The 19,920-nt window shown below is 42.0% G+C and carries 19 protein-coding genes and 1 tRNA gene; 18 read left to right on the top strand and 2 right to left on the bottom strand.

Annotated features, from left to right (window positions below; all coding sequences use genetic code 11):
* The first annotated feature begins 69 nt into the window (after positions 1-69).
* A tRNA-Ser gene (locus EKM67_RS08645) sits at positions 70-161 on the top strand.
* Positions 162-549: 388 nt separating this feature from the next.
* Here EKM67_RS08645 and def read toward each other — a convergent pair.
* Complete coding sequence (gene def / locus EKM67_RS08640) at positions 550-1,113, bottom strand: peptide deformylase (RefSeq protein WP_125578623.1); 564 nt, start codon at positions 1,111-1,113, stop codon at positions 550-552.
* 238 nt (positions 1,114-1,351) lie between these two features.
* Here def and EKM67_RS08635 point away from each other — a divergent pair, with 238 nt between their 5' ends.
* From EKM67_RS08635 to tuf, 17 genes are all read left to right on the top strand, one after another.
* The gene (locus EKM67_RS08635) at positions 1,352-1,639 is read left to right on the top strand and encodes a UPF0223 family protein (RefSeq protein WP_125578622.1); all 288 of its coding nucleotides are present in this window, start codon (positions 1,352-1,354) and stop codon (positions 1,637-1,639) included.
* Between the two features lie 3 nt (positions 1,640-1,642).
* Complete coding sequence (locus tag EKM67_RS08630; RefSeq protein WP_125578621.1) at positions 1,643-2,416, top strand: inositol monophosphatase family protein; 774 nt, start codon at positions 1,643-1,645, stop codon at positions 2,414-2,416.
* A 111-nt stretch (positions 2,417-2,527) separates the two neighbouring features.
* A complete protein-coding gene (gene typA, locus EKM67_RS08625; protein WP_125578620.1) occupies positions 2,528-4,372 on the top strand; it encodes a translational GTPase TypA in 1,845 nt (614 codons plus the stop codon).
* A gap of 209 nt (positions 4,373-4,581) precedes the next feature.
* Positions 4,582-5,778: an FtsW/RodA/SpoVE family cell cycle protein gene (locus tag EKM67_RS08620; protein WP_125578619.1), complete on the top strand. Its 1,197-nt coding sequence runs from the start codon at positions 4,582-4,584 to the stop codon at positions 5,776-5,778.
* A gap of 28 nt (positions 5,779-5,806) precedes the next feature.
* Positions 5,807-6,085 carry a YlbG family protein gene (locus EKM67_RS08615; protein ID WP_164506623.1) on the top strand — a complete coding sequence of 93 codons (279 nt, stop codon included), beginning with the start codon at positions 5,807-5,809 and terminating at the stop codon, positions 6,083-6,085.
* A complete protein-coding gene (gene rsmD / locus EKM67_RS08610; protein ID WP_125578617.1) occupies positions 6,085-6,639 on the top strand; it encodes a 16S rRNA (guanine(966)-N(2))-methyltransferase RsmD in 555 nt (184 codons plus the stop codon). The genes EKM67_RS08615 and rsmD overlap by 1 nt, the downstream gene beginning before the upstream one ends.
* A 6-nt stretch (positions 6,640-6,645) precedes the next feature.
* Positions 6,646-7,131, top strand: coding sequence for a pantetheine-phosphate adenylyltransferase (gene coaD, locus EKM67_RS08605; protein ID WP_125578616.1), 486 nt, complete (start codon positions 6,646-6,648; stop codon positions 7,129-7,131).
* A 4-nt stretch (positions 7,132-7,135) separates the two neighbouring features.
* Entirely contained in the window at positions 7,136-8,176 is a 1,041-nt protein-coding gene (locus EKM67_RS08600) for a SepM family pheromone-processing serine protease (protein ID WP_125578615.1), read from the top strand.
* An 88-nt stretch (positions 8,177-8,264) separates the two neighbouring features.
* Positions 8,265-8,987, top strand: coding sequence for a helix-hairpin-helix domain-containing protein (locus EKM67_RS08595; protein WP_125578614.1), 723 nt, complete (start codon positions 8,265-8,267; stop codon positions 8,985-8,987).
* A gap of 176 nt (positions 8,988-9,163) precedes the next feature.
* Positions 9,164-11,275: a DNA internalization-related competence protein ComEC/Rec2 gene (locus tag EKM67_RS08590; protein ID WP_164506622.1), complete on the top strand. Its 2,112-nt coding sequence runs from the start codon at positions 9,164-9,166 to the stop codon at positions 11,273-11,275.
* Complete coding sequence (gene holA / locus EKM67_RS08585) at positions 11,244-12,314, top strand: DNA polymerase III subunit delta (RefSeq protein WP_125578612.1); 1,071 nt, start codon at positions 11,244-11,246, stop codon at positions 12,312-12,314. The genes EKM67_RS08590 and holA overlap by 32 nt, the downstream gene beginning before the upstream one ends.
* Before the next feature lie 96 nt (positions 12,315-12,410).
* On the top strand, positions 12,411-12,668 hold the full coding sequence (rpsT, locus tag EKM67_RS08580; RefSeq protein ID WP_125578611.1) for a 30S ribosomal protein S20: 258 nt from the start codon (positions 12,411-12,413) through the stop codon (positions 12,666-12,668).
* Positions 12,669-13,052: 384 nt separating this feature from the next.
* Positions 13,053-13,322, top strand: coding sequence for a 30S ribosomal protein S15 (gene rpsO, locus EKM67_RS08575; protein ID WP_125578610.1), 270 nt, complete (start codon positions 13,053-13,055; stop codon positions 13,320-13,322).
* An 83-nt stretch (positions 13,323-13,405) separates the two neighbouring features.
* Positions 13,406-15,508 (top strand): polyribonucleotide nucleotidyltransferase, encoded by a 2,103-nt coding sequence (gene pnp / locus EKM67_RS08570; protein ID WP_125578609.1) that lies wholly within the window; start codon positions 13,406-13,408, stop codon positions 15,506-15,508.
* 73 nt (positions 15,509-15,581) lie between these two features.
* Positions 15,582-17,261: a ribonuclease J gene (locus EKM67_RS08565; RefSeq protein ID WP_125578608.1), complete on the top strand. Its 1,680-nt coding sequence runs from the start codon at positions 15,582-15,584 to the stop codon at positions 17,259-17,261.
* Between the two features lie 32 nt (positions 17,262-17,293).
* Entirely contained in the window at positions 17,294-18,226 is a 933-nt protein-coding gene (locus tag EKM67_RS08560; RefSeq protein WP_125578607.1) for a tetratricopeptide repeat protein, read from the top strand.
* A 216-nt stretch (positions 18,227-18,442) separates the two neighbouring features.
* A complete protein-coding gene (gene tuf, locus EKM67_RS08555) occupies positions 18,443-19,633 on the top strand; it encodes an elongation factor Tu (protein WP_125578606.1) in 1,191 nt (396 codons plus the stop codon).
* Positions 19,634-19,724: 91 nt separating this feature from the next.
* On the opposite strand, the gene EKM67_RS10900 is transcribed toward tuf, so the two are convergent.
* Positions 19,725-19,920: hypothetical protein (locus tag EKM67_RS10900; protein WP_225417353.1), on the bottom strand; the 196-nt coding region annotated here is incomplete at its 5' end.

Below are 19,920 nucleotides of genomic sequence, written 5' to 3'. Positions count from 1 at the left end.
CTCAGTTGGTAGAGCGCTTGACTGTTAATCAAGATGTCGTCAGTTCGAGTCTGACAACCGGAGTTAGATGGAGAGTTGTCCGAGCTGGCCGAAGGAGCATGATTGGAAATCATGTATATGGGCATAAACCTGTATCAAGGGTTCGAATCCCTTACTCTCCGTAGGCATACCAAGTTGAGTGATAAAAAATAGTAACCTTGCTAAATTAATATTTGGCGGGGTTCTATTTTTTTTGTCTTAAATTAAATATATTGGAAAATCAATCCATTTTCAGTAAATAGGTACAAATCACGTCACTTCTTTGAAATACTGTGTCTAGTTTTGGACAAATGAATAAACTAAAACGGAGAGTAAGGGATTCAAACCTCTTTATGAGCGCGCATGTACATATGCCGGTTGTCATACTCATCATAGTGTGGACAATGTTCATCAATCTTCTTGGTTCAGATAAGACTATCAAAATCGATGATAGAAGATTGAAAATCGTCAGAAAAAGCCACTGGTCTGAAAACAGATCAGTGGCTAATTTTCTACTAAATTATTTAATTGTTAATCGACCATCACGGTATTTTTATCTTTCAGTGCAAACGGTTCTTTCATATCGATCAAGTCATAGTACAAATGACCATTGAGATGATCAATTTCATGCTGGCAAACAATAGCTGGGTAATCACGTAAGCGGATCTTGTGCTGTTCGCCTTTGACGTCGGTATAACGCAACGTAATTCGATCGTGGCGAACGACGTAACCGGCGATATCCTTGTCTACTGACAAGCAACCTTCGCCCTCAGAAAGGGCAACTGGCTGAACGGAGTGGCTGACAATTACGGGATTGATGATCACCTCTTTGAAAAGTGGATCACCATCTTCTTCATTGCTAGGAACTAAAACAGCTGCCATCATTTCAGAAACGCCAACTTGTGGTGCAGCAAGACCGACGCCAGGGCGCAGACCGTATTTTTCAGAAAGTTCAGGGACTTGGCTATTTTCCAAATATTCCATCATGTCTTTAGCTAATTGTTGATTTTCTTTATTCAACGGAAATTCGACTTTTGCAGCTACTTGACGCAGAACTGGATCACCATCACGTACAATATTATTCATTAAAATCAAAGAAAAGGCCTCCAAATCTTTAAACTCATAACTACAAGTCTAGCAAAAAATAAGGATATTTGAAAGAGTCATTCCTGAACAATTTTCGTTTTTGCTCGCTTTGCCTACAAATTCATGTGTATTCTGTTGAAAAATAATCATGATCGATCTATTTTCCGATGCTATCGGTGATTGGGACTATAAATCAAGGGTCGTTCTGTGGTAAAATGGTTTAACTAAACATTAAGATGGAGTTGCCATGAAAGAGAACTATGCGTATCCGATCGATCCCGATTGGTCAAAGGAACAATTATTAGCTGCAATGAAAATTTTCAGTGACGTTGAAGCGGCTTACGAAAATCAGTTAAACGTTCAAGCATTTCTTTCAGATTGGCGTGAGTATCAGCGGGCGATCCCGATGAAAATGGATCAAAAAAAGATTGATCGTGAATTCGAACAAACAACTTCGTATTCCATTTATCAGGTCATGAAAGCCGCGCGTAACAGTACTAGAAATACAATTCGCTTGGAAGCAGATAAGAGGTAGCAGATGCGTTTCGATTCGTTTAAAATTCAGCATGACTTGGTTGTTTGGTTAACGGTCGCTGGAGACAAAATCAGGCAAAATATGGCGGACCAACTCCATGTAAAGACGAAAAGTGGCCGTAATGACTTGGTCACTAATCGTGATAAAGAAATCGAACAGTTCTACGTTGAGCAGATTCGTACCAACTATCCAGAGGCCAAAATTTGTGGGGAGGAAGGATTTGGTGATGACATCACCGATCTTTCTGGTTTAATTTTCTTCGTGGATCCCATTGATGGGACAATGAACTTTGTTAAACAGAAGCAAAACTTTGCGACAATGGTCGGCGTTTATCAAGATGGCCAACCTGTGATCGGTGCCATTCTCGATGTGATGGGGCAACAACTGATCGTTGGTGGCCCTGAAAATGGCGTTCTGTTTAATGGTCGACCGTTGATTCCATTGGCTGACCGGCCGATTGCGGATGGACTGATCGGCGTTAACAGTGGCATGTTCGCACATAACATCAATCATGTTCAACAGTTGATCGAAACGAGTTCAGGCGCGCGAGTTACAGGTAGTGCGGGTATCGAATTCATTCAGTTGGTGACAGGTCAACAAATTGGTTATATTTCCAATCTTTCTCCTTGGGATTATGCTGCTGGACAGGCAATAGGCGCAGCTCTCGGAATTGAAACCCATACTGTTTCGGGTGAGCCCCCATCGTTGTTAAAACGAGAAGTAATCATCGCGGGTTTGCCGGAAATTTGGCGGAACTTTTACCAATTGCAAAACTGAAAACGATTTATTAAATAATTTTCTGTAAGCAGAGCAAGTTTTATGTTATTATCTTACTTGACTGTATTATTTTTTACGCTATTTTACGCATTTTTGGAAGGAAGAAACTCATTGAAAACACGTGAAGATATTCGAAATATTGCCATCATCGCCCATGTCGATCATGGTAAAACAACCCTTGTAAATGAATTATTGAAACAATCTGATACACTTGACGAACATATTCAATTGGAAGATCGTGCGATGGATACGAATCCAATCGAGCGTGAACGTGGGATTACCATCTTATCTAAAGTTACAGCCGTTGACTATGATAACCACAAAATCAACATCTTGGACACACCAGGACATGCCGATTTCGGTGGTGAAGTTGAACGGATCATGCGAATGGTTGATGGTGTTCTGTTAGTTGTTGATGCTTTTGAAGGCACAATGCCACAGACGCGTTTCGTTTTGAAAAAAGCCATGGAACAACATTTAACACCAATCGTTGTTATTAACAAAATTGATCGTCCTGGCGCACGTCCAGAAGAAGTTGTTGATGAAGTTCTGGAATTATTCATCGAACTTGGCGCTGATGAAGATCAGCTCGAATTCCCAGTTGTTTACACAAGTGCCGTTAATGGTACTTCTAGTTTAAGCGACGATTTATCGACACAAAAACATACCATGAATCCAGTTTTCGATACGATTTTGAATACAATTCCTGCACCTATCGATAATAGTGACGAACCATTACAGTTCCAAGTTGCCATGCTCGATTATAACGATTATGTTGGTCGAATTGGTGTTGGTCGGATTTCTCGTGGGACAATCAAACTTGGCGATAGTGTTTCTGTCTTGAAACTTGATGGATCCGCTAAAAACTTCCGGGTCACTAAATTGTTTGGTTACTTTGGTTTGAAACGAATCGAAGTTGAGGAAGCTAAGGCCGGCGATTTGATTGCCGTTTCAGGTATGGAAGATATCTTCGTTGGTGAGACAGTTACACCGATCGATCATCAAGATCGATTACCGATTTTACGGATCGATCCACCTACGTTGCAGATGACTTTTGCCGTGAATACTTCACCATTTGCCGGTCGCGAAGGTAAATTCGTCACTGCCAGCAAGTTGGAAGATCGTCTGAAGTCAGCACTTCATACGGATGTTTCGTTACGTGTTGACGATACTGATTTGCCAGGTGCTTGGGTTGTTTCTGGCCGTGGTGAATTGCATTTGTCGATTTTGGTCGAAGAAATGCGTCGTGAAGGCTTTGAATTACAACTTTCTCGTCCTGAAGTTATTTATCGCGAAATCGATGGTAAACTCAGCGAACCTTTTGAAAGTGTCCAAGTCGATACACCTGATCAATATGTTGGTTCTGTAATCGATTCAATGGCACAACGCAAGGGTGACATGGTCAATATGGAATCCGTTGGTAATGGTCAAACGAGAATGATGTTCTTAGCACCATCTCGTGGTTTGATCGGTTACTCAACTGAATTCTTGTCTATGACTGGTGGTTATGGTATTTTGAACCATACTTACGAGAAGTACATGCCAGTGATCCGTGATTGGACGCCAGGACGTCGTAACGGTGCCCTAGTTTCAATTAATCAGGGTCTCGCGACTACCTATAGCCTTCAGTCAGTAGAAGACCGTGGTGAGCTGTTTATCGACGCTGCCGTTGAAGTCTACGAAGGAATGGTTGTTGGCCAAAGTAATCGGGAACAGGATATTGCTGTTAACGTTACGAAAGGTAAGAACTTGACTAATACGCGTGCCGCTGGTAAAGATCACGCTGCTGCCATCAGAACGCCCCGCAATTTAACTCTTGAGGAATCAATTGAGTTCTTGAACGAAGACGAATTCTGTGAAGTTACACCAACTAGTGTTCGTTTACGTAAAAAGATTCTCGATACAAACGAGCGTCGTAAGAACGACAAGCGTCGCAAGTTAAGTAGTGACAAATAAGTTATTGTTATAAATGATTAAAGCCGATGAAAATTCGGCTTTTTTTATACAGCCGGTTCGGTGATCTTCTGGTGAATTCAAGCCATTTATCAGTAATGTGCGTGTTGATGATTGTTTTAATTTTTAATAAAGTCATGGTCAATGTTTTTTGTGGTTTGAAGTGATGTTATAATAACGGTAACCATTTTGATTGGGAAGGATTGTCTTTCTTGAAGAAAAAACTTCAACGCTTGGATTATTGGATCTTGATCCCTTATGTCGTGCTGGTGCTCATTGGAATCGTCATGGTGTATTCTGCCAGTTCCGGTGAATTGCTGGCCTACAAGCAATCGCCATTGTCATATGCTATTCGGCAAGCTGTTTTTGCTGGGATCGGGTTATTGCTCGTCGCCTTTTTCTATTTAACAAAAATCAATCTTTGGTATTCGCGGCGGTTTGTGATTTTTATGTTAGTGTTCACACTGGCGTTACTGCTGTTGCTTCAGGGATTGCGAATTTTTAAACCTTCAGTCGCGCAAAACGGAGCAGTTGGTTGGATCAACTTGGGTTTCTTTAACGTCCAACCGGTTGAAATCGCCAAATTGGCCTTGGTACTTTATTTTGCCTTTATATTCGGCCGCAAAGAAATGCGCTTGCGAAAAAATAGTTATATTCAAACTTTGTGGCCACCAATTGTGGTTGCCTTTGTGTTTATGTTTCTAACTTTATTACAACCTGATACGGGTGGTGCCGCAATTTTAGGCTTTATCGCTGCCGTGATGGTTTTTGCCAGTGGCATTCCGTGGATCGTTAGTTTGGGTGTCGGTGGTGTTTTGTTGGCAGGCTTAGGTCTGGCAGTGACTTTCTTGGGCCACCTGAGTAGTTCATCGATTGTGTTGAAAGTATTAGGCTTACATTTGTATCAATTCGATCGAATTCGTTCGTTTATGCATCCGTTTCGATTGGAACAACATGGTGGCGCTCAGCTGGTCAATTCATATTATGCAATTAATAACGGTGGTTGGTTTGGTGCCGGTTTAGGAAATAGTATTCAAAAAAAAGGTTATTTGCCTGAACCATACACCGACTTTATCTTGTCGATCACCGCTGAGGAATTGGGAATTATCGGTGCATCAATTATTTTGATCTTGATTGGCTTGCTGATCGTGCGTAGCTTTTTAATTGGCATGCGTTCGAATAATACTTATCACATGTTGATCTGTTACGGAATCGGTGCCATGTTGTTTGTACAGACATTATTCAATGTTGGTGGGTTGCTGGGCGTTTTGCCGATTACCGGGGTGACGTTACCATTTATTAGTTATGGTGGCTCTAGTATGCTAATTCTATCGATTTGTATCGGGTTGGTTTTAAATATCAGTGCTAATGAAAAAAAGCTGCGTGAAACTGAAGCAGCTAAAAATTAAGAAATTGAAATTGATAGGAAGTGAGCTAATGTTTACGATGAAAGAACGAATTTCATTATCCGTGTGGCTATATTCGTTGAAACAAGTGCGGCAATTGCGCCGCTACGGCATGATTTATTATATTTCTAAACGGATGAAATATGTGATCATTTATCTGGATGAATCGCAATTAGAGGCAACGGTCAAGGCATTGAATAATTTACGCTTTGTCAAAAAAGTCGAAGTCTCACCGCGTAAACAAATCGATCTAAACTTAGGCTCGAAATTAGACCGTGACGCGTTGGCAGCAAGTAGTGGGGATAACTAGTGAGAGTAATTGCAGGAACATATGGTGGTCGACGGTTAAAAGCAGTGCCTGGCACCCAAACCCGGCCAACGACAGATAAAGTTAAAGAAGCACTATTCAGCATGATCGGGCCTTATTTTGATGGCGGCCAGGTTCTCGATTTGTTTGCTGGTACCGGTGGCTTGGCAATTGAGGCGGTTTCGCGCGGCTGTGATCAAGCAGTATTAGTGGATAAACAACGCCAAGCGCAAGCGGTGATCACCGAGAATATTGCCTTGACTAAGGAACCAGAGCGTTTTCGGTTGTTGAAGACGCCCGCACAAACTGCTTTGAAATTATTGGCGGATGAGCAGCAACAGTTTAGCTATGTTTTTTTAGACCCACCTTATCGGTTTAAAATCATTCATCAGTTGTTAGAAACTTTGTCCGAATTATCTTTGTTGACTGATTCAGCACGTGTGATCGTGGAAACAGAACGTGAAGATGACGTCGAATTACCGGTGGGTTTCGAATTGATCAAACATCATGACTATGGCATCACTAAAATTTCGGTTTATCAGTATAATAAGGGATGATTTCGATTGAAAAGAGTCGCACTATTCGCTGGAAGTTTTGATCCTTTTACCAAGGGACATTTACGCATCTTACAAAAGGCGTTACCGCTGTTTGATGAAGTTGTCGTCGCGATTATGACGAATGACAGCAAACATTATTTACTGACGACTGCCGAAAAAAAACGCGTCGTTCAAGATGCTGTTGTGGGACTCGAAGGAGTTACTTTGATTGCGCGTCCAGCTTCTCTGACGACGGATTTAGCGCATGAAGTTGGTGCGCAATTTTTGATCCGGGGTTTACGTAATAGCACCGATCTGTCTTATGAGACTGGGATTGCAGAAATGAACCAATCATTAGCGCCTGATATCGAAACGGTGTTCCTGTTGGCAGATTCTGAAAATGCGTACGTTTCTTCGAGTATGATCAAGGAAGTTTTGCAGTTTGGTGGCGATGTCAGTGCCTTTTTAACACCGACTGCTGTTGAACTTTTAACTGCAAAATTGAAGGGGTGAGCAGATGAAACGTTGGCAAAAAATCAGTTTGATCGGCGCAGCAATTTTAATTGTCGTTGCATTTTTTGTAGTGCCGCTACCGCTTTACATTGAGGAGCCAGGATCTGCCGAGTCATTGAATCAATTCGTGAAAGTCGATGGTCAAAAGGATACAAAGAAAGGTGAGTATCGATTGGTTACCGTCGGGATCATGCAGGCAACACCATTTCGTTGGGTCATGGCCAAATTCGAACCTTTTCAAGATATCGTGACACAGCAAGAATTAATGGGTGATGAAGACAGCGATGCCTATGAACAGATTCAAGAATATTACATGGAAAATTCGATCAATAGTGCGATTGTACAAGCCTATAAGGCGGCCAAGAAAGAATATCAAGTTGAATTCTTAGGCATTTATGTCATGGACGTGATCAAACAGTCAAGTGTTGCTGGAGAAATCCGAGTCGGTGATACCATTACGGCCGTCAATGGACAGCATTTTAAAAATAGTCAAGGCTTTATTGATTACTTAAAAGATAAAAAAATAGGCGAAAAAGTGCAGATTACCTACCAACGCTCGAATGAAACTCATCAAACAACGGCATCAATCATTAAATTACCCCAGACAAATCGAAATGGGATCGGTATTACCTTGACGGATCGAACGACGATCAAGACCAAAATTCCGGTCAAAATCGATGCTGGTGAAATCGGTGGCCCTTCTGCCGGAATGATGTTCTCACTACAAATCTACGAGCAACTGATCGATCAGAATTTACGTCGTGGACGGAATATTGCTGGCACGGGTACAATTTCTGCGGACGGTACAGTTGGCGCAATCGGTGGGATCGATAAGAAAGTTGTCGCTGCTGATCAAGCGGGTGCAACCATATTCTTCGCGCCCGATGATCCGGTAACTGCGGCAATCAAGAAGGTTGATCCGACATATGTCAACAATTATCATACGGCCTTGGCTGCAGCTAAAAAAATCAATACGAAAATGAAAATTGTACCGGTTAAAAAGTTCAGTGATGTGTTGACTTATTTGGAAACTCATCGCAAGTGATCCTCACCACTCTGTAAATTTTAAATGTTATTTTAAAAGCCACGGGAAATCCGTGGCTTTTTGCGTATCTAATTTATGAGGTGATCTTATGGCGGATTTATGGGAGCGGATCAAAATAGAATATCGGCAGAAACCGAGCCGCTTTATCTTAATTGGTGTATTGCTTGTGGGAATCATTGGATTGGTTACATTTCAGCGTTCACGTACCACCATTACGAAAGCAAATGATTTAGCCCTTGTAACGAGCAAAGATTCTGTGCTGGATGCGAAAAAGAATGATGGATCAAGTCGAAAAGCAGTTGAAGCAAGCTCGTCATCGACGGTGACAACTCCGGTCAAATATTATGTTGAGATCAAAGGTGAGGTGAACAAGCCTAATGTTTATCAAGTTTCGGAGCATGCGCGAATCAATGATTTGGTGAAACTAGCTGGTGGTTTGACAGCGCAAGCAGATGATCGACAGATAAATTTAGCGCAGCCTTTGCAGGACGGGATGAGTATTTATATCCCCAAACAAGGTGAGGAGTTGACCACGGCACCACAAAATGGTAACGAGCAATCCAGTGGGGCACCAGCAACCAGTGAACCTAATAATTCTAGTGGAAATACGCAGGCACCCGCAACAATCAACATCAATCAAGCCGATATTGTTCAATTACAACAAATCAACGGTGTCGGACCTAAAAAAGCGGCCGATATTATTGCTTACCGTGAATCGTCAGGACCGTTTAAATCGGTCGATGATTTGACCAAGGTAAGCGGAATTGGTGATAAAACACTCGCTAAAATCAGAGATCAATTGTGCGTTTGAATCGAAAGATGGGTTTGGATGACTCGATCAATGGCAAATTAATGCTAATTGGTCTGAGCGTCCTTATTTTGCTGGGATATTTGTGGACAAATTCGAATTGGATCTTGGTACTAGTATTGAGCCTCGTAATTGTTTGGCGACTGTATTGCAGTCGTTCTATTTGGCTCGCGGTTCTAATGATTTTTATTTTGGGCATCTTTTCATTTCGGCAGCGCCAATTTATCGAAGTGGCTAAAGCAGTTCCCGCCGATTACGAAATACTAACAATGAAAGCAGATCAGTATAAACTCAATGGTGATTTAGTCACAGGAATGGCGAAGGTGAGTGGCACAAAAGTTTTCGCATTGATCAAGTTGACAAATCAAAAGCAGAAGATACAGTTACGCAAAAATGATCATAACATTCAATTTGAAGTGGCGGATGCGGGTCTGACCAAGATATCACCACCAACAAATCAGGCGGAATTTGATTTTAAAACTTGGGCAGCACATCGCCAAATAAGCTATCAAGTGCAGGGTGACGTAACCACGGTCAAGCAACTAAAACCCGCTAGTCTGAGTGACTGGATTGCACATTTCCGCAAACAATTTTTGAATCGGACAGCGACGCAGCCTAAGTATTGTGCCTTTCATTTGCGTGCATTAGTGGCCGGTTATACGAATAATGACGATTTAGAAATTCGCCAGTTATTAAGTACATTAGGGATCATTCACTTGTTTGCCTTATCAGGCTTGCATGTTGATCTATTGATCAAGTTAGTTCGTAAGCTAGGGTCTTCATTGCATATCATTGATGAAATCAGTCGCGGATTACTGCTTGTAGTGCTGCCAATTTATGCGATTTTTGTAGGTGGACAGGTTGGTATTTTGCGCGCTATTTTGTCGTACTTTATTCGTGAGTTGAGTCGTCTGTGTCATCTTCGATTGGCAAGCTTAGATCAATTGACACTGGTTTTATTGATTTGTCTTTGGTTCCAGCCAGCAGCCATGCTTGAACTTGGGCCACAATTAAGTTTTACACTTGCCTTGGCATTGCGATTAATGCCGCGGTTGCTAAATAAATGGCAAGTACAATTGAAACTCGGTTATTTGACGATGGGATTTATTTTATTCTGGACATATACGTTTAATTTGTTTGCACTGGTTATGGGGGCTTTATTTGCGCCACTTTTTTCGATTTTGATCTTGCCCTTGACGTTATTGAATTTAGTGGTTCCTCGTTCAAGTTTATTGATTGAACCACTTTGGCAGGTTCTATATCATTCGCTAGAAGACCTTAATCAGCAGCTGCCCTTGCAATTAACCTTCGGTAGTTTGCCGGTGTTTATCTTGGTGGCTATTGTCTTGATTGGCTTATTTGGGTGTGAACGGCTTAAATTTACAAAACGTTATTTTGCTATTGCCTTAATGCCATTTTTGATCACGTATGCTGCTCACCAATTGAGTTGGCAAGATAAAGTGACTGTCTTGGATATTGGACAAGGCGATAGTATTTTGGTGCAAACGGCCTTTCCAAAACGGACGCTTTTGATCGATACTGGTGGGCAACTGCACTTTAAGCAGGCCCGGTGGCAACGACGGGACACAACCACCCGCGTCGAAAAAATCACCTTACCATATTTGCGTTCTCAAGGTATTTCACACTTGGATTATGTTTTGCTATCACACCAGGATGCGGATCATTTGGGCGACTTGTCGACCTTGTTAGCGGAAATGCCGGTAACTCATATTTTATTTACGAAAGGAATGGAACAGAATCCGAATTTTATCAAAAAATTGCAGAAGAGTCGTTCTCGCAATCGCTATCTGCCTAAACTTGCTGGCCTAAAATTAGACGATGGCCATTTGCAAGGCCAATTTATTGCCCCACAAAAAGAGGGACTTGGTGATAACGAAGATTCGTTGTCAGTGTTGCTCAAGGTGGGAACATCTCGTTGGTTATTTACGGGCGATTTGGATCGTGAACATGAGCTCGAAAGTTTAGATAGGTATCCCAATTTACCGGTCGATTATTTGAAAGTTGGTCATCACGGAAGTAAGACTGCGAGTGATCCAGCTTTTATTGAGGCGATTCAACCAAAACTGGCCATTATTTCTGCGGGTCGAAACAATCGATACCATCATCCCAACGAAGAAACATTAACGACGTTTGCCCAACAAGGATTGCCATACTTAAACACTGCAGATTATGGTATGATTGAATGGCAGGAAAGCCGCCTGACACACCATGTACAGATCAGCACTAAACTGATGGGGGATGAAGAAATTAGTGGCCAGTCAAAAAAGTAATTCAGTTTCAGTAAGCCAATTAGAAAAAATGACAATTGAACAATTGCCAGCAGTGATCCTTGTTTTGGGAAAAGAACAAGCCTTATTGGATCAAATCAAAAATTATTTTGAAAAGTTATTGTCGCCTGAAGAACGTGACATGAATTATGGCCGCTATGATTTAAGTGAAGACACAATCGGTGCGGCGTTAGACGATGCGGCATCGGTTCCTTTTTTCGGTGATTGGCGACTTCTTCTCGTGACACAGCCCACTTTTCTGACCGGTGAGGCGAGAAAAGGTAAAGTTGAACACGAATTTGATGCTTTGCTCGATTATTTGAAGCAACCTCAGCCAAGTACCAAGTTAATTTTTTGGGCGAATTATGAGAAACTCGATGAACGTAAAAAGGTGACTAAGGCGCTTAAAAAAGAGGCGTTGATCATTGATGCTTCCGAGCTCAAAGGCTATCATTTGACGAGTATGCTTAATCAAGCGGCGGCGGAGTTACAGGTGACGATCGAACCCCGTGCACTTGAGCTTCTGTTGCATCGCGTCGATGAACACTATACATTGGCAGTTGCCAAGCTGAAGCAGCTCGCTTTGTTTGTGGGACCGGGTCAGCCAATTAAGGTGGCGGATGTGGATCAAGCTGTCGAGCAGGTGATCGAGGATGATGTTTTTCAACTCGTTGCGGAGACGTTAGGGAATAAGCAACAACAAGCTTTGCAACTTTATCAACATTTATTATTAAACGGAAATGAACCTATTCAGCTTTTAGCCTTGATCACCACTCAAGTGCGTTTATTACTGCAGGCCAAAATTCTTCGACAAGCCGGTTATGCTCAAGGTGATATTGCTAGCCAGATGAAAATTCATCCGTATCGTGTGAAGTTAGCACTGCAACAAGAGCAAAAATTTGGTTTAACACAATTAAAAAATATGTTTCAAGAATTAGTTGATTTAGACTATAAAATCAAAACTGGGCAGGCAGAAAAGGCGCAGTCACTGGAGTTGTTGATTATTAAATTTTCTGCCACGCCAGAAAAAGTTGGGATTTAAATGCGATGTTTTGTGAAAGGGACTTGCATATCTAGCTCATTTTGATATAATATTTTCTGTTAAGTTTGAATTACGCTACTCTGGAGGTGACTATTAATGCCACAAATCAAATCTGCAATGAAACGTGTTAAAACAAATGAAAAAGCTCGCGATTTAAATGCTGGTCAGAAAGCTGCAATGCGTACTGCTGTTAAGAAATTTGAAACAGCTAATACTGCAAAAGCTGATGATGCACAAGCTTTGTATACGGAAGCAATTCGTTCAATCGATATGGCTGCTACTAAAGGCTTGATCCATGCCAATAAAGCTGCACGTGATAAATCACGTTTAACGAAATTAAACCAAGCTGACTAATTAACGATTCGGGCAACCGAATCTTTTTTTGTGGCTCGGTAGTTTTCTTGGTGGGGATTGGAATGAACGGCTCATTCGGTTTGTAGAATTAGTTCTGCGTGCTGATAGACGCAATTGCTGCCAAAGAGCTCGTCTTGAGTGGAATCCGTTAGACATGGTTGTCGACATGGATTATTTGATAGATCGCGCTTAAAAAGTTGAGAATTACTTTTATAAATTGAGCTGTGGATTTTTAATTTAGGCGTGGCGATGTCACGCCACTTTTTATGACTTGCTTTTTTTGCAAAAATTCGCTAAAGTAATGATGTTCACCAATTACTTAGTTTCACGATTCACCAACGTTTTACTAAGTTCTTGGAGATAATAAAATAATGAGGTGGAAACATGGCAATTTCTCAAGTTGAGAAGAACGAGATTATCAAGAAATATGCACGTCACGAAGGGGACACTGGTTCACCAGAGGTTCAAATCGCTGTTTTAACTGCTGATATTAATGCATTGAATGGTCACTTGAAGGTTCATAAGAAGGATCATCATTCTTATGTTGGCCTTTTGAAGAAGATCGGTCATCGTCGTAACTTATTAGCATATTTACGTGGAAAAGATGTTGTTCGCTATCGTGAACTTATCCAAAGCTTAGGTTTGCGTCGTTAAGCTTATCCAAACAAAGCGAGGTCAAATCGATCTCGCTTTCTTTTTACATAGAAATTCAAAAATTTGAAAAAGGATGAACAAAGATGGCACAGGATAAACGTGTTTTCCGCCTAGATTGGGCGGGCAAATTATTGCAAGTCGAAGTTGGTCAGGTTGCTAAGCAGGCTAATGGTGCAGTGTTAGTTCGTTATGGCGATTCTGTTGTGCTTAGCGCTGTGGTGGCAAAACCGGCACATGAGCATCAAGACTTTTTCCCATTGACGATCAATTATGATGAGAAAATGTTTGCAGCTGGTAAAATTCCTGGTGGGTTTAATAAGCGCGAGGGTAAGCCAAGTGTGCATGCGACACTGACGGCTCGCTTGATCGATCGTCCGATTCGACCACTTTTCCCCGAGGGATTTGTGGATGATGTTCAGATTACTAATATTGTTTTCAGTGCTGATCCAACTGCTGGGCCAGAATTAATGGCGATGTTGGGTTCGTCTTTAGCTCTGGGGATTTCTGAAATTCCATTTGAAGGTCCGATTGCCGGTGTTAAAGTTGCTCGAGTTAATGGTGAACTACAATTAAACGCCGAATCAGAAGCATTAGCTGATTCTGATTTGGATTTAACAGTGGCTGGAACTGAATCGGCGGTCAATATGGTCGAGGCAGGCGGGCAGGAGATTCCTGAAGCTGAAATGCTGGCGGCCTTACAATTCGGCTATGAAAAAGTTCAAGAGTTATGTCGTTTCGAACAAGAAATTATCGCTGCAATTGGTAAAATTAAAATAGCATTCACAACGCCTAGTGTGCCGACCGATTTAGTGGCTGAAATTCAGGCTAATTATCATGACACTATGCGTCAAGCCATGTTAACGGAAGATAAAATGGCTCGTGATGAGAATATTGAAGCCGTCAAAGATCTCGCGCATGAGCACTATGCTTCTTTGAGCGGTGGCGAAACAGATTATACTGTTTTACAAGAAGTCGATCAGTTCATGGCTGACTTGGAACGGCAAGTTTTGCGTGAGTTGATTACTGTCGATAAAATCCGTCCTGATGGTCGACAATTGGATGAGATCCGTTCTTTGGACGCTGAGGTGGGCTTATTGCCACGCACGCATGGGTCTGGCCTATTTACTCGTGGACAGACACAAGTGCTCTCTGCGTTGACCTTAGCCCCCATTTCAGAGGCACAGGTGATCGATGGCTTGGGTGAGGAAGCTCATAAGACATTTGTACATCATTATAATTTTCTACAGTTTTCTGTTGGTGAAACGGGGCGTTATGGTGCACCTGGACGCCGCGAGTTAGGTCACGGGGCTTTAGGGGAACGGGCTTTACAGCCGATTATTCCTGATGCCACTGCGTTTCCTTATGCGATTCGGTTGGTCTCGACCGTGTTAGAATCGAATGGTTCTTCCTCACAGGCCAGTATTTGTGCCAGTACGCTGGCCTTACTCGATGGTGGTGTGCCGATCAAAGCACCGGTCGCCGGAATTGCGATGGGTTTGGTCAAAGAGGGCGACAATTACACGATTTTGACAGATATTCAAGGAATTGAAGATCATCTCGGAGATATGGATTTCAAGGTTGCTGGCACGCGTGCAGGAATTACCGCTTTGCAAATGGATATCAAAGCTGACGGGGTTACCGGCGATATTCTAGCACAAGCCCTTGACCAGGCTAAAAAAGCACGGCTACAAATTCTGGATAAGATCGATGAAACAATTGTTGCACCACGTCCGACGCTAAGTCAATATGCACCTAAGATTATTGAAGTCCAGATCGATCCATCGAAGATCAAAGATGTGATCGGTCGCGGTGGTGAGACAATTAATGAGATTATTGACCAGACTGGTGTTAAAATTGATGTAGCACAGACTGGATTAGTGACGATTAGTTCCCAAGATGCGGAAGAAATTAACCAGGCCAAACAACTGATTGCCGATTTAACGCGTGAAATTAAAGTTGGCGAAGTTTATATGGGAACTGTGAGTCGGATCGAACCATTTGGCGCCTTTGTCGAGCTAGCTAAAGGTAAGAATGCATTGGTTCATATTTCTCAATTAACAGCAGGGCGCATTGAAAAAGTCGAAGATGCGGTTAAAATCGGCGATCAACTGCTTGTCAAAGTGGTCAGTATCGATGGTAAAGGTCGTATCAATGCCTCACGTAAAGCATTATTAACAGAAGACTAAATCAGAATCGCGGTCGAACAAGAGTGCCATATGCTGTTGACCGATGATTCGAATAATTAATTAAGGAGTAAATATGTTACAGAATTTGAAAGTGATCCCATTTGGCGGTGTCCGCGAAAATGGGAAAAATATGTATGCCGTCGAAGTCGAGGATGAAATTTATATTCTCGATTGCGGCTTAATGTATCCAGAAAACGAGCTATTAGGAATTGACGTTGTGATTCCTGATTTTGCTTATCTTAAAGAAAATATCGATAAAGTTGTTGGTATTTTTCTTACGCATGGTCATGCCGATGCAATCGGTGGGCTGCCATATTTCTTATCTGAGAATCAAGTGCCTGTTTTCGGTTCAAAGATGACGATTGAACTGGCAAAAATAACCGTTGCAAGCGAGAAAAAGTTGCGAGGCTTCGACGACTTTCACGTTATCGATGAGAAGACCGCAATTGATTTCAAGCATGCCACAGTCTCGTTCTTTAAGACGACACATTCAATTCCAGGGTCTTTAGGAATTGATCTGAAAACAGAAGCAGGTCACATTGTTTATACCGGTGATTTCAAGTTTGATCAAGCTGCAAAGCCTGGTTATCAAACTGATTTCGGTCGCCTAGCCGATATTGGCCGTGACCACACGCTGATGTTACTGAGTGATTCTTCAAATGCAGAATCACCTTATGAAAACAGCAACGAGCATGATATTGCTAGTTATATTCAGGAAACTTTTAAATATCATACGGGTCGGATCATTGTCGCTTCCGTTGCTAGCAATATTGAGCGGATCCAACAGATTTTCGACGCAGCCGACAAGGCCAATCGCCGAATTGTGTTGACTGGACAAGACTTAGAAAAAATTGTTAAGACCGCTTTGGAGCTTAATTATTTGACCTTGCCTAATCCCAACCTGTTGGCAACCACGAAAGAGTTACATGATTTAGCGCCGGAACAAACTATTGTTCTGGAAACTGGTAAAATGGGCGAGCCCATTAAATCACTTGAAAAAATGGCGACTCATCGTCACCGCTTGCTACACATTAAAGAAGGCGATTTGGTCTTCATCACCACGACACCATCGCATGCCATGGAAACTACCGTTGCAAAAATGCGCGATTTAATTTATCGTGCGGATGGTACGGTCAAGGCAATCAGCGATGATCTCCATTCATCGGGTCATGCCAACAAGACTAACTTGCAGTTAATGATCAATTTGATCCAGCCTGATTATTTAATGCCAATTCAAGGCGAGTATCGTTTGCTAGAAGCTCACGCACATATCGCCGAGGAAACTGGCATGGCATCTGACCATATTTTCATTACCAAAATGGGTGATGTTTTAAAGTATGATCAGGGCAAGTTCCATTTAGGCGCTGCGGTTGCCGCTGGTGACACCATGATCGACGGTAGCGGTGTTGGTGATATTGGCAATATTGTGTTGCGTGATCGGCGTTTGTTGGCCGATGACGGTATTTTCATCGCGGTTGTCACTATCGATCGTCGCAAGAAGAAGATTGTGGCTAAGCCTAAGTTGACTTCACGTGGATTCGTTTATGTGAAAGCTAATCGCGATTTGATGTCAGAGAGTTCCGATATTGTCGTCAAAGCAATTGAGAACAATCTGGCTCATAAAGAGTTCGATTGGAATGATCTGAAACAGGATGTGCGCGAAGATCTGAGTAAATATTTATTCGACCAAACTAAACGGCATCCGGTTATTTTGCCGGTGATCATGGAAGTTAATCAGAATCGCCATCGTTAAGGTGTTGATTTTGATCGATTGAGGTGAAAAAAGTGGCAGAATTTCCAGAAACAGTCAAAAGTTTGGTTGCTTTGGCAAAAGAAGCTGTTGCTAAGCAGGATTTTGATCAGGCAATGCGCTATTATCAAAGGACATTACAGCTGGATCCACCTTTTGATGTTGTTCAGGATTACTTGCAACTTCTACTGCAAGTGAAGGACTTGGATGAGGCGCGTAGTTTATTAGCAGATTTTGGTGGTCTCTTTATTGCCAATGGGCGGCTGATCTATTATTGGCAGGCGTTGTTGCAAGTAGACGATTATCTGGGCTTTGATCAGTCACTGGATTGGCTGAAACGCCAAGATTATCGGCTGGATCAGAGTGAACAAGCTCAATGGACTGAACTGCAACAACAGATGATGCTGGTGCAATTTACATCAGAGAAATTAGCAAAATTGACGGCTGATCTTTTGCTAGCAACTACGACCGAAGATGGTAACTGGCATCAAGCTTTGCAAGCATTAAAGCTCTTGACACCTGTTGCCTATCTGCAAGTTGTCGAGCCAAGTTTGGTGAGTGCCAATTTAAATATTGCGGCGCGAGTGACGATACTTAATGAAATTAGCCAATTTTCACAGGTTCCGGAATTGAAAATTTGGTGGCGGGGAGAATTACGCTCTGTCGTGGCAAACGAATTGGTGCCACTCCAGTCGGTTGAATTATTTCAAGAATTAATTCAATCACTCGAACAATATGCGCAGTCGCATAAAATAGATCAGGCACAACAGCAATTTGTTTTCAGCAATATTACGACGTATGTTTGGTTGACTTATCCATTTTGCCAAACAGAATTAACGCCGATCGATATTTGGCGTGAATTTTTATTCAGCGGTCAGATACCAGGAAATACGAGTTTCGAACAGCGTGATCAGATTCAATTTTGGCAAGAAGAAGAGCAAAAAATGCTCAAACAATTAAATTCTTGAACGAAATTAAGTTAATTTTGTAAAAAGTCACGTTTTTTTGAATAAAGGTGTTTACAATTCTGGTAACTCTCCGTATAATCATAGAAGGATATTTCTCTAAGGATAACCATTGGTTTTCTGGTCGGGAAGTAGTATAATTAAACATAAAGGAATTTTCAGCGAAGATGATTGTCGGACTGATTTTTCTTGTGAAAATTACAGGAGGTTCATTTTATAATGGCAGAAAAAGAGCATTACGAAAGAACTAAGCCCCATGTAAACATTGGGACCATCGGCCACGTTGATCATGGTAAGACTACATTAACGGCCGCTATTACAAAGGTATTATCAAAGAAAGGCCTCGCAAAAGCTGAGGACTATGCTGATATTGATGCCGCACCAGAAGAAAAGGAACGTGGCATTACTATCAACACTGCTCACGTTGAGTACGAAACTGAGAAACGTCACTATGCTCATATTGATGCCCCAGGACATGCTGATTACGTCAAGAACATGATCACTGGTGCCGCTCAAATGGACGGTGCAATCTTAGTTGTTGCTGCAACTGATGGTCCAATGCCACAGACGCGTGAACATATCTTGCTTGCTCGCCAGGTTGGTGTTGATTATCTTGTTGTATTCTTGAACAAGATCGACTTAGTTGATGACGAAGAATTGATCGACTTAGTTGAAATGGAAGTTCGCGAATTGTTATCTGAATACGATTATCCTGGTGACGATATTCCTGTTCTCCGTGGTTCAGCATTGAAAGCTCTTCAAGGCGACGCAGAACAAGAAAAAGTTATCGAAGAATTGATGGATACAATCGACGAATATATTCCAACACCTGTTCGTGAAACTGACAAGCCATTCTTATTACCAATCGAAGATGTCTTCACAATCACTGGACGTGGTACAGTTGCTTCTGGTCGTATTGACCGTGGTACTGTTAAAGTCGGTGACGAAGTTGAAATCATTGGTTTAGTGCCAGAAGTCTTGAAGACAACTGTTACTGGTTTGGAAATGTTCCGTAAGACTTTGGATATTGGTGAAGCCGGCGATAACATCGGTGCACTTCTTCGTGGTATTAACCGTGAACAAGTACAACGTGGCCAAGTTTTAGCTAAGCCAGGTTCAATCCAAACTCACAACAAGTTCAAGGGTGAAGTTTATATCTTGAGCAAAGAAGAAGGCGGACGTCATACACCATTCTTCTCAAACTATCGTCCTCAGTTCTACTTCCATACAACTGATGTTACGGGTGTCATTGAATTGCCAGAAGGCGTTGAAATGGTAATGCCTGGTGACAACGTTACGTTTGAAGTAGATTTGATCGCACCAGTTGCTATTGAAAAAGGTACTAAGTTTACTGTTCGTGAAGGCGGACGTACTGTTGGTGCCGGCCAAGTAACTGTTATCTTAGACTAATTTCTCGTTAATAACGATGAATTATCAGGACTAGAACTTAATTGTTCTAGTCTTTTTTTGCTCAAAAAGTTTGCGATGGGTTGATCTTCCTTTACGGCGGGTGTTCTGGGAATAGCTTTGGAGTGCGTAAAAAATAATCTACCTTCGGCAGAAGTTGCTCCAGAAAATAGTGGGAAGTTGCTGTGGGGACGGCTGCAGGATTTCCAAAGTACAGAAATTCTGGGTCTTTGTCAAATAGTGTTGGTGGAGATTTATGAGCGATATCTGAATTTACAGATATCGCTTTT

The organism is Lapidilactobacillus mulanensis (assembly GCF_003946215.1).
GTDB lineage: Bacteria > Bacillota > Bacilli > Lactobacillales > Lactobacillaceae > Lapidilactobacillus > Lapidilactobacillus mulanensis.
This window is presented reverse-complemented; position numbering and strand designations above follow the sequence as displayed.

Coding starts and splice junctions, on each gene's coding strand:
- EKM67_RS08600 (WP_125578615.1), top strand. CDS start 7,136: ATGAAACGTTGGCAAAAAATCAGTTTGATCGGCGCAGCAATTTTAATT.
- EKM67_RS08565 (WP_125578608.1), top strand. CDS start 15,582: ATGTTACAGAATTTGAAAGTGATCCCATTTGGCGGTGTCCGCGAAAAT.
- pnp (WP_125578609.1), top strand. CDS start 13,406: ATGGCACAGGATAAACGTGTTTTCCGCCTAGATTGGGCGGGCAAATTA.
- EKM67_RS08635 (WP_125578622.1), top strand. CDS start 1,352: ATGAAAGAGAACTATGCGTATCCGATCGATCCCGATTGGTCAAAGGAA.
- EKM67_RS08595 (WP_125578614.1), top strand. CDS start 8,265: ATGGCGGATTTATGGGAGCGGATCAAAATAGAATATCGGCAGAAACCG.
- rpsO (WP_125578610.1), top strand. CDS start 13,053: ATGGCAATTTCTCAAGTTGAGAAGAACGAGATTATCAAGAAATATGCA.
- EKM67_RS08590 (WP_164506622.1), top strand. CDS start 9,164: ATGATTTTTATTTTGGGCATCTTTTCATTTCGGCAGCGCCAATTTATC.
- rpsT (WP_125578611.1), top strand. CDS start 12,411: ATGCCACAAATCAAATCTGCAATGAAACGTGTTAAAACAAATGAAAAA.
- EKM67_RS08615 (WP_164506623.1), top strand. CDS start 5,807: ATGTTTACGATGAAAGAACGAATTTCATTATCCGTGTGGCTATATTCG.
- EKM67_RS08630 (WP_125578621.1), top strand. CDS start 1,643: ATGCGTTTCGATTCGTTTAAAATTCAGCATGACTTGGTTGTTTGGTTA.
- tuf (WP_125578606.1), top strand. CDS start 18,443: ATGGCAGAAAAAGAGCATTACGAAAGAACTAAGCCCCATGTAAACATT.
- holA (WP_125578612.1), top strand. CDS start 11,244: ATGAAGAAATTAGTGGCCAGTCAAAAAAGTAATTCAGTTTCAGTAAGC.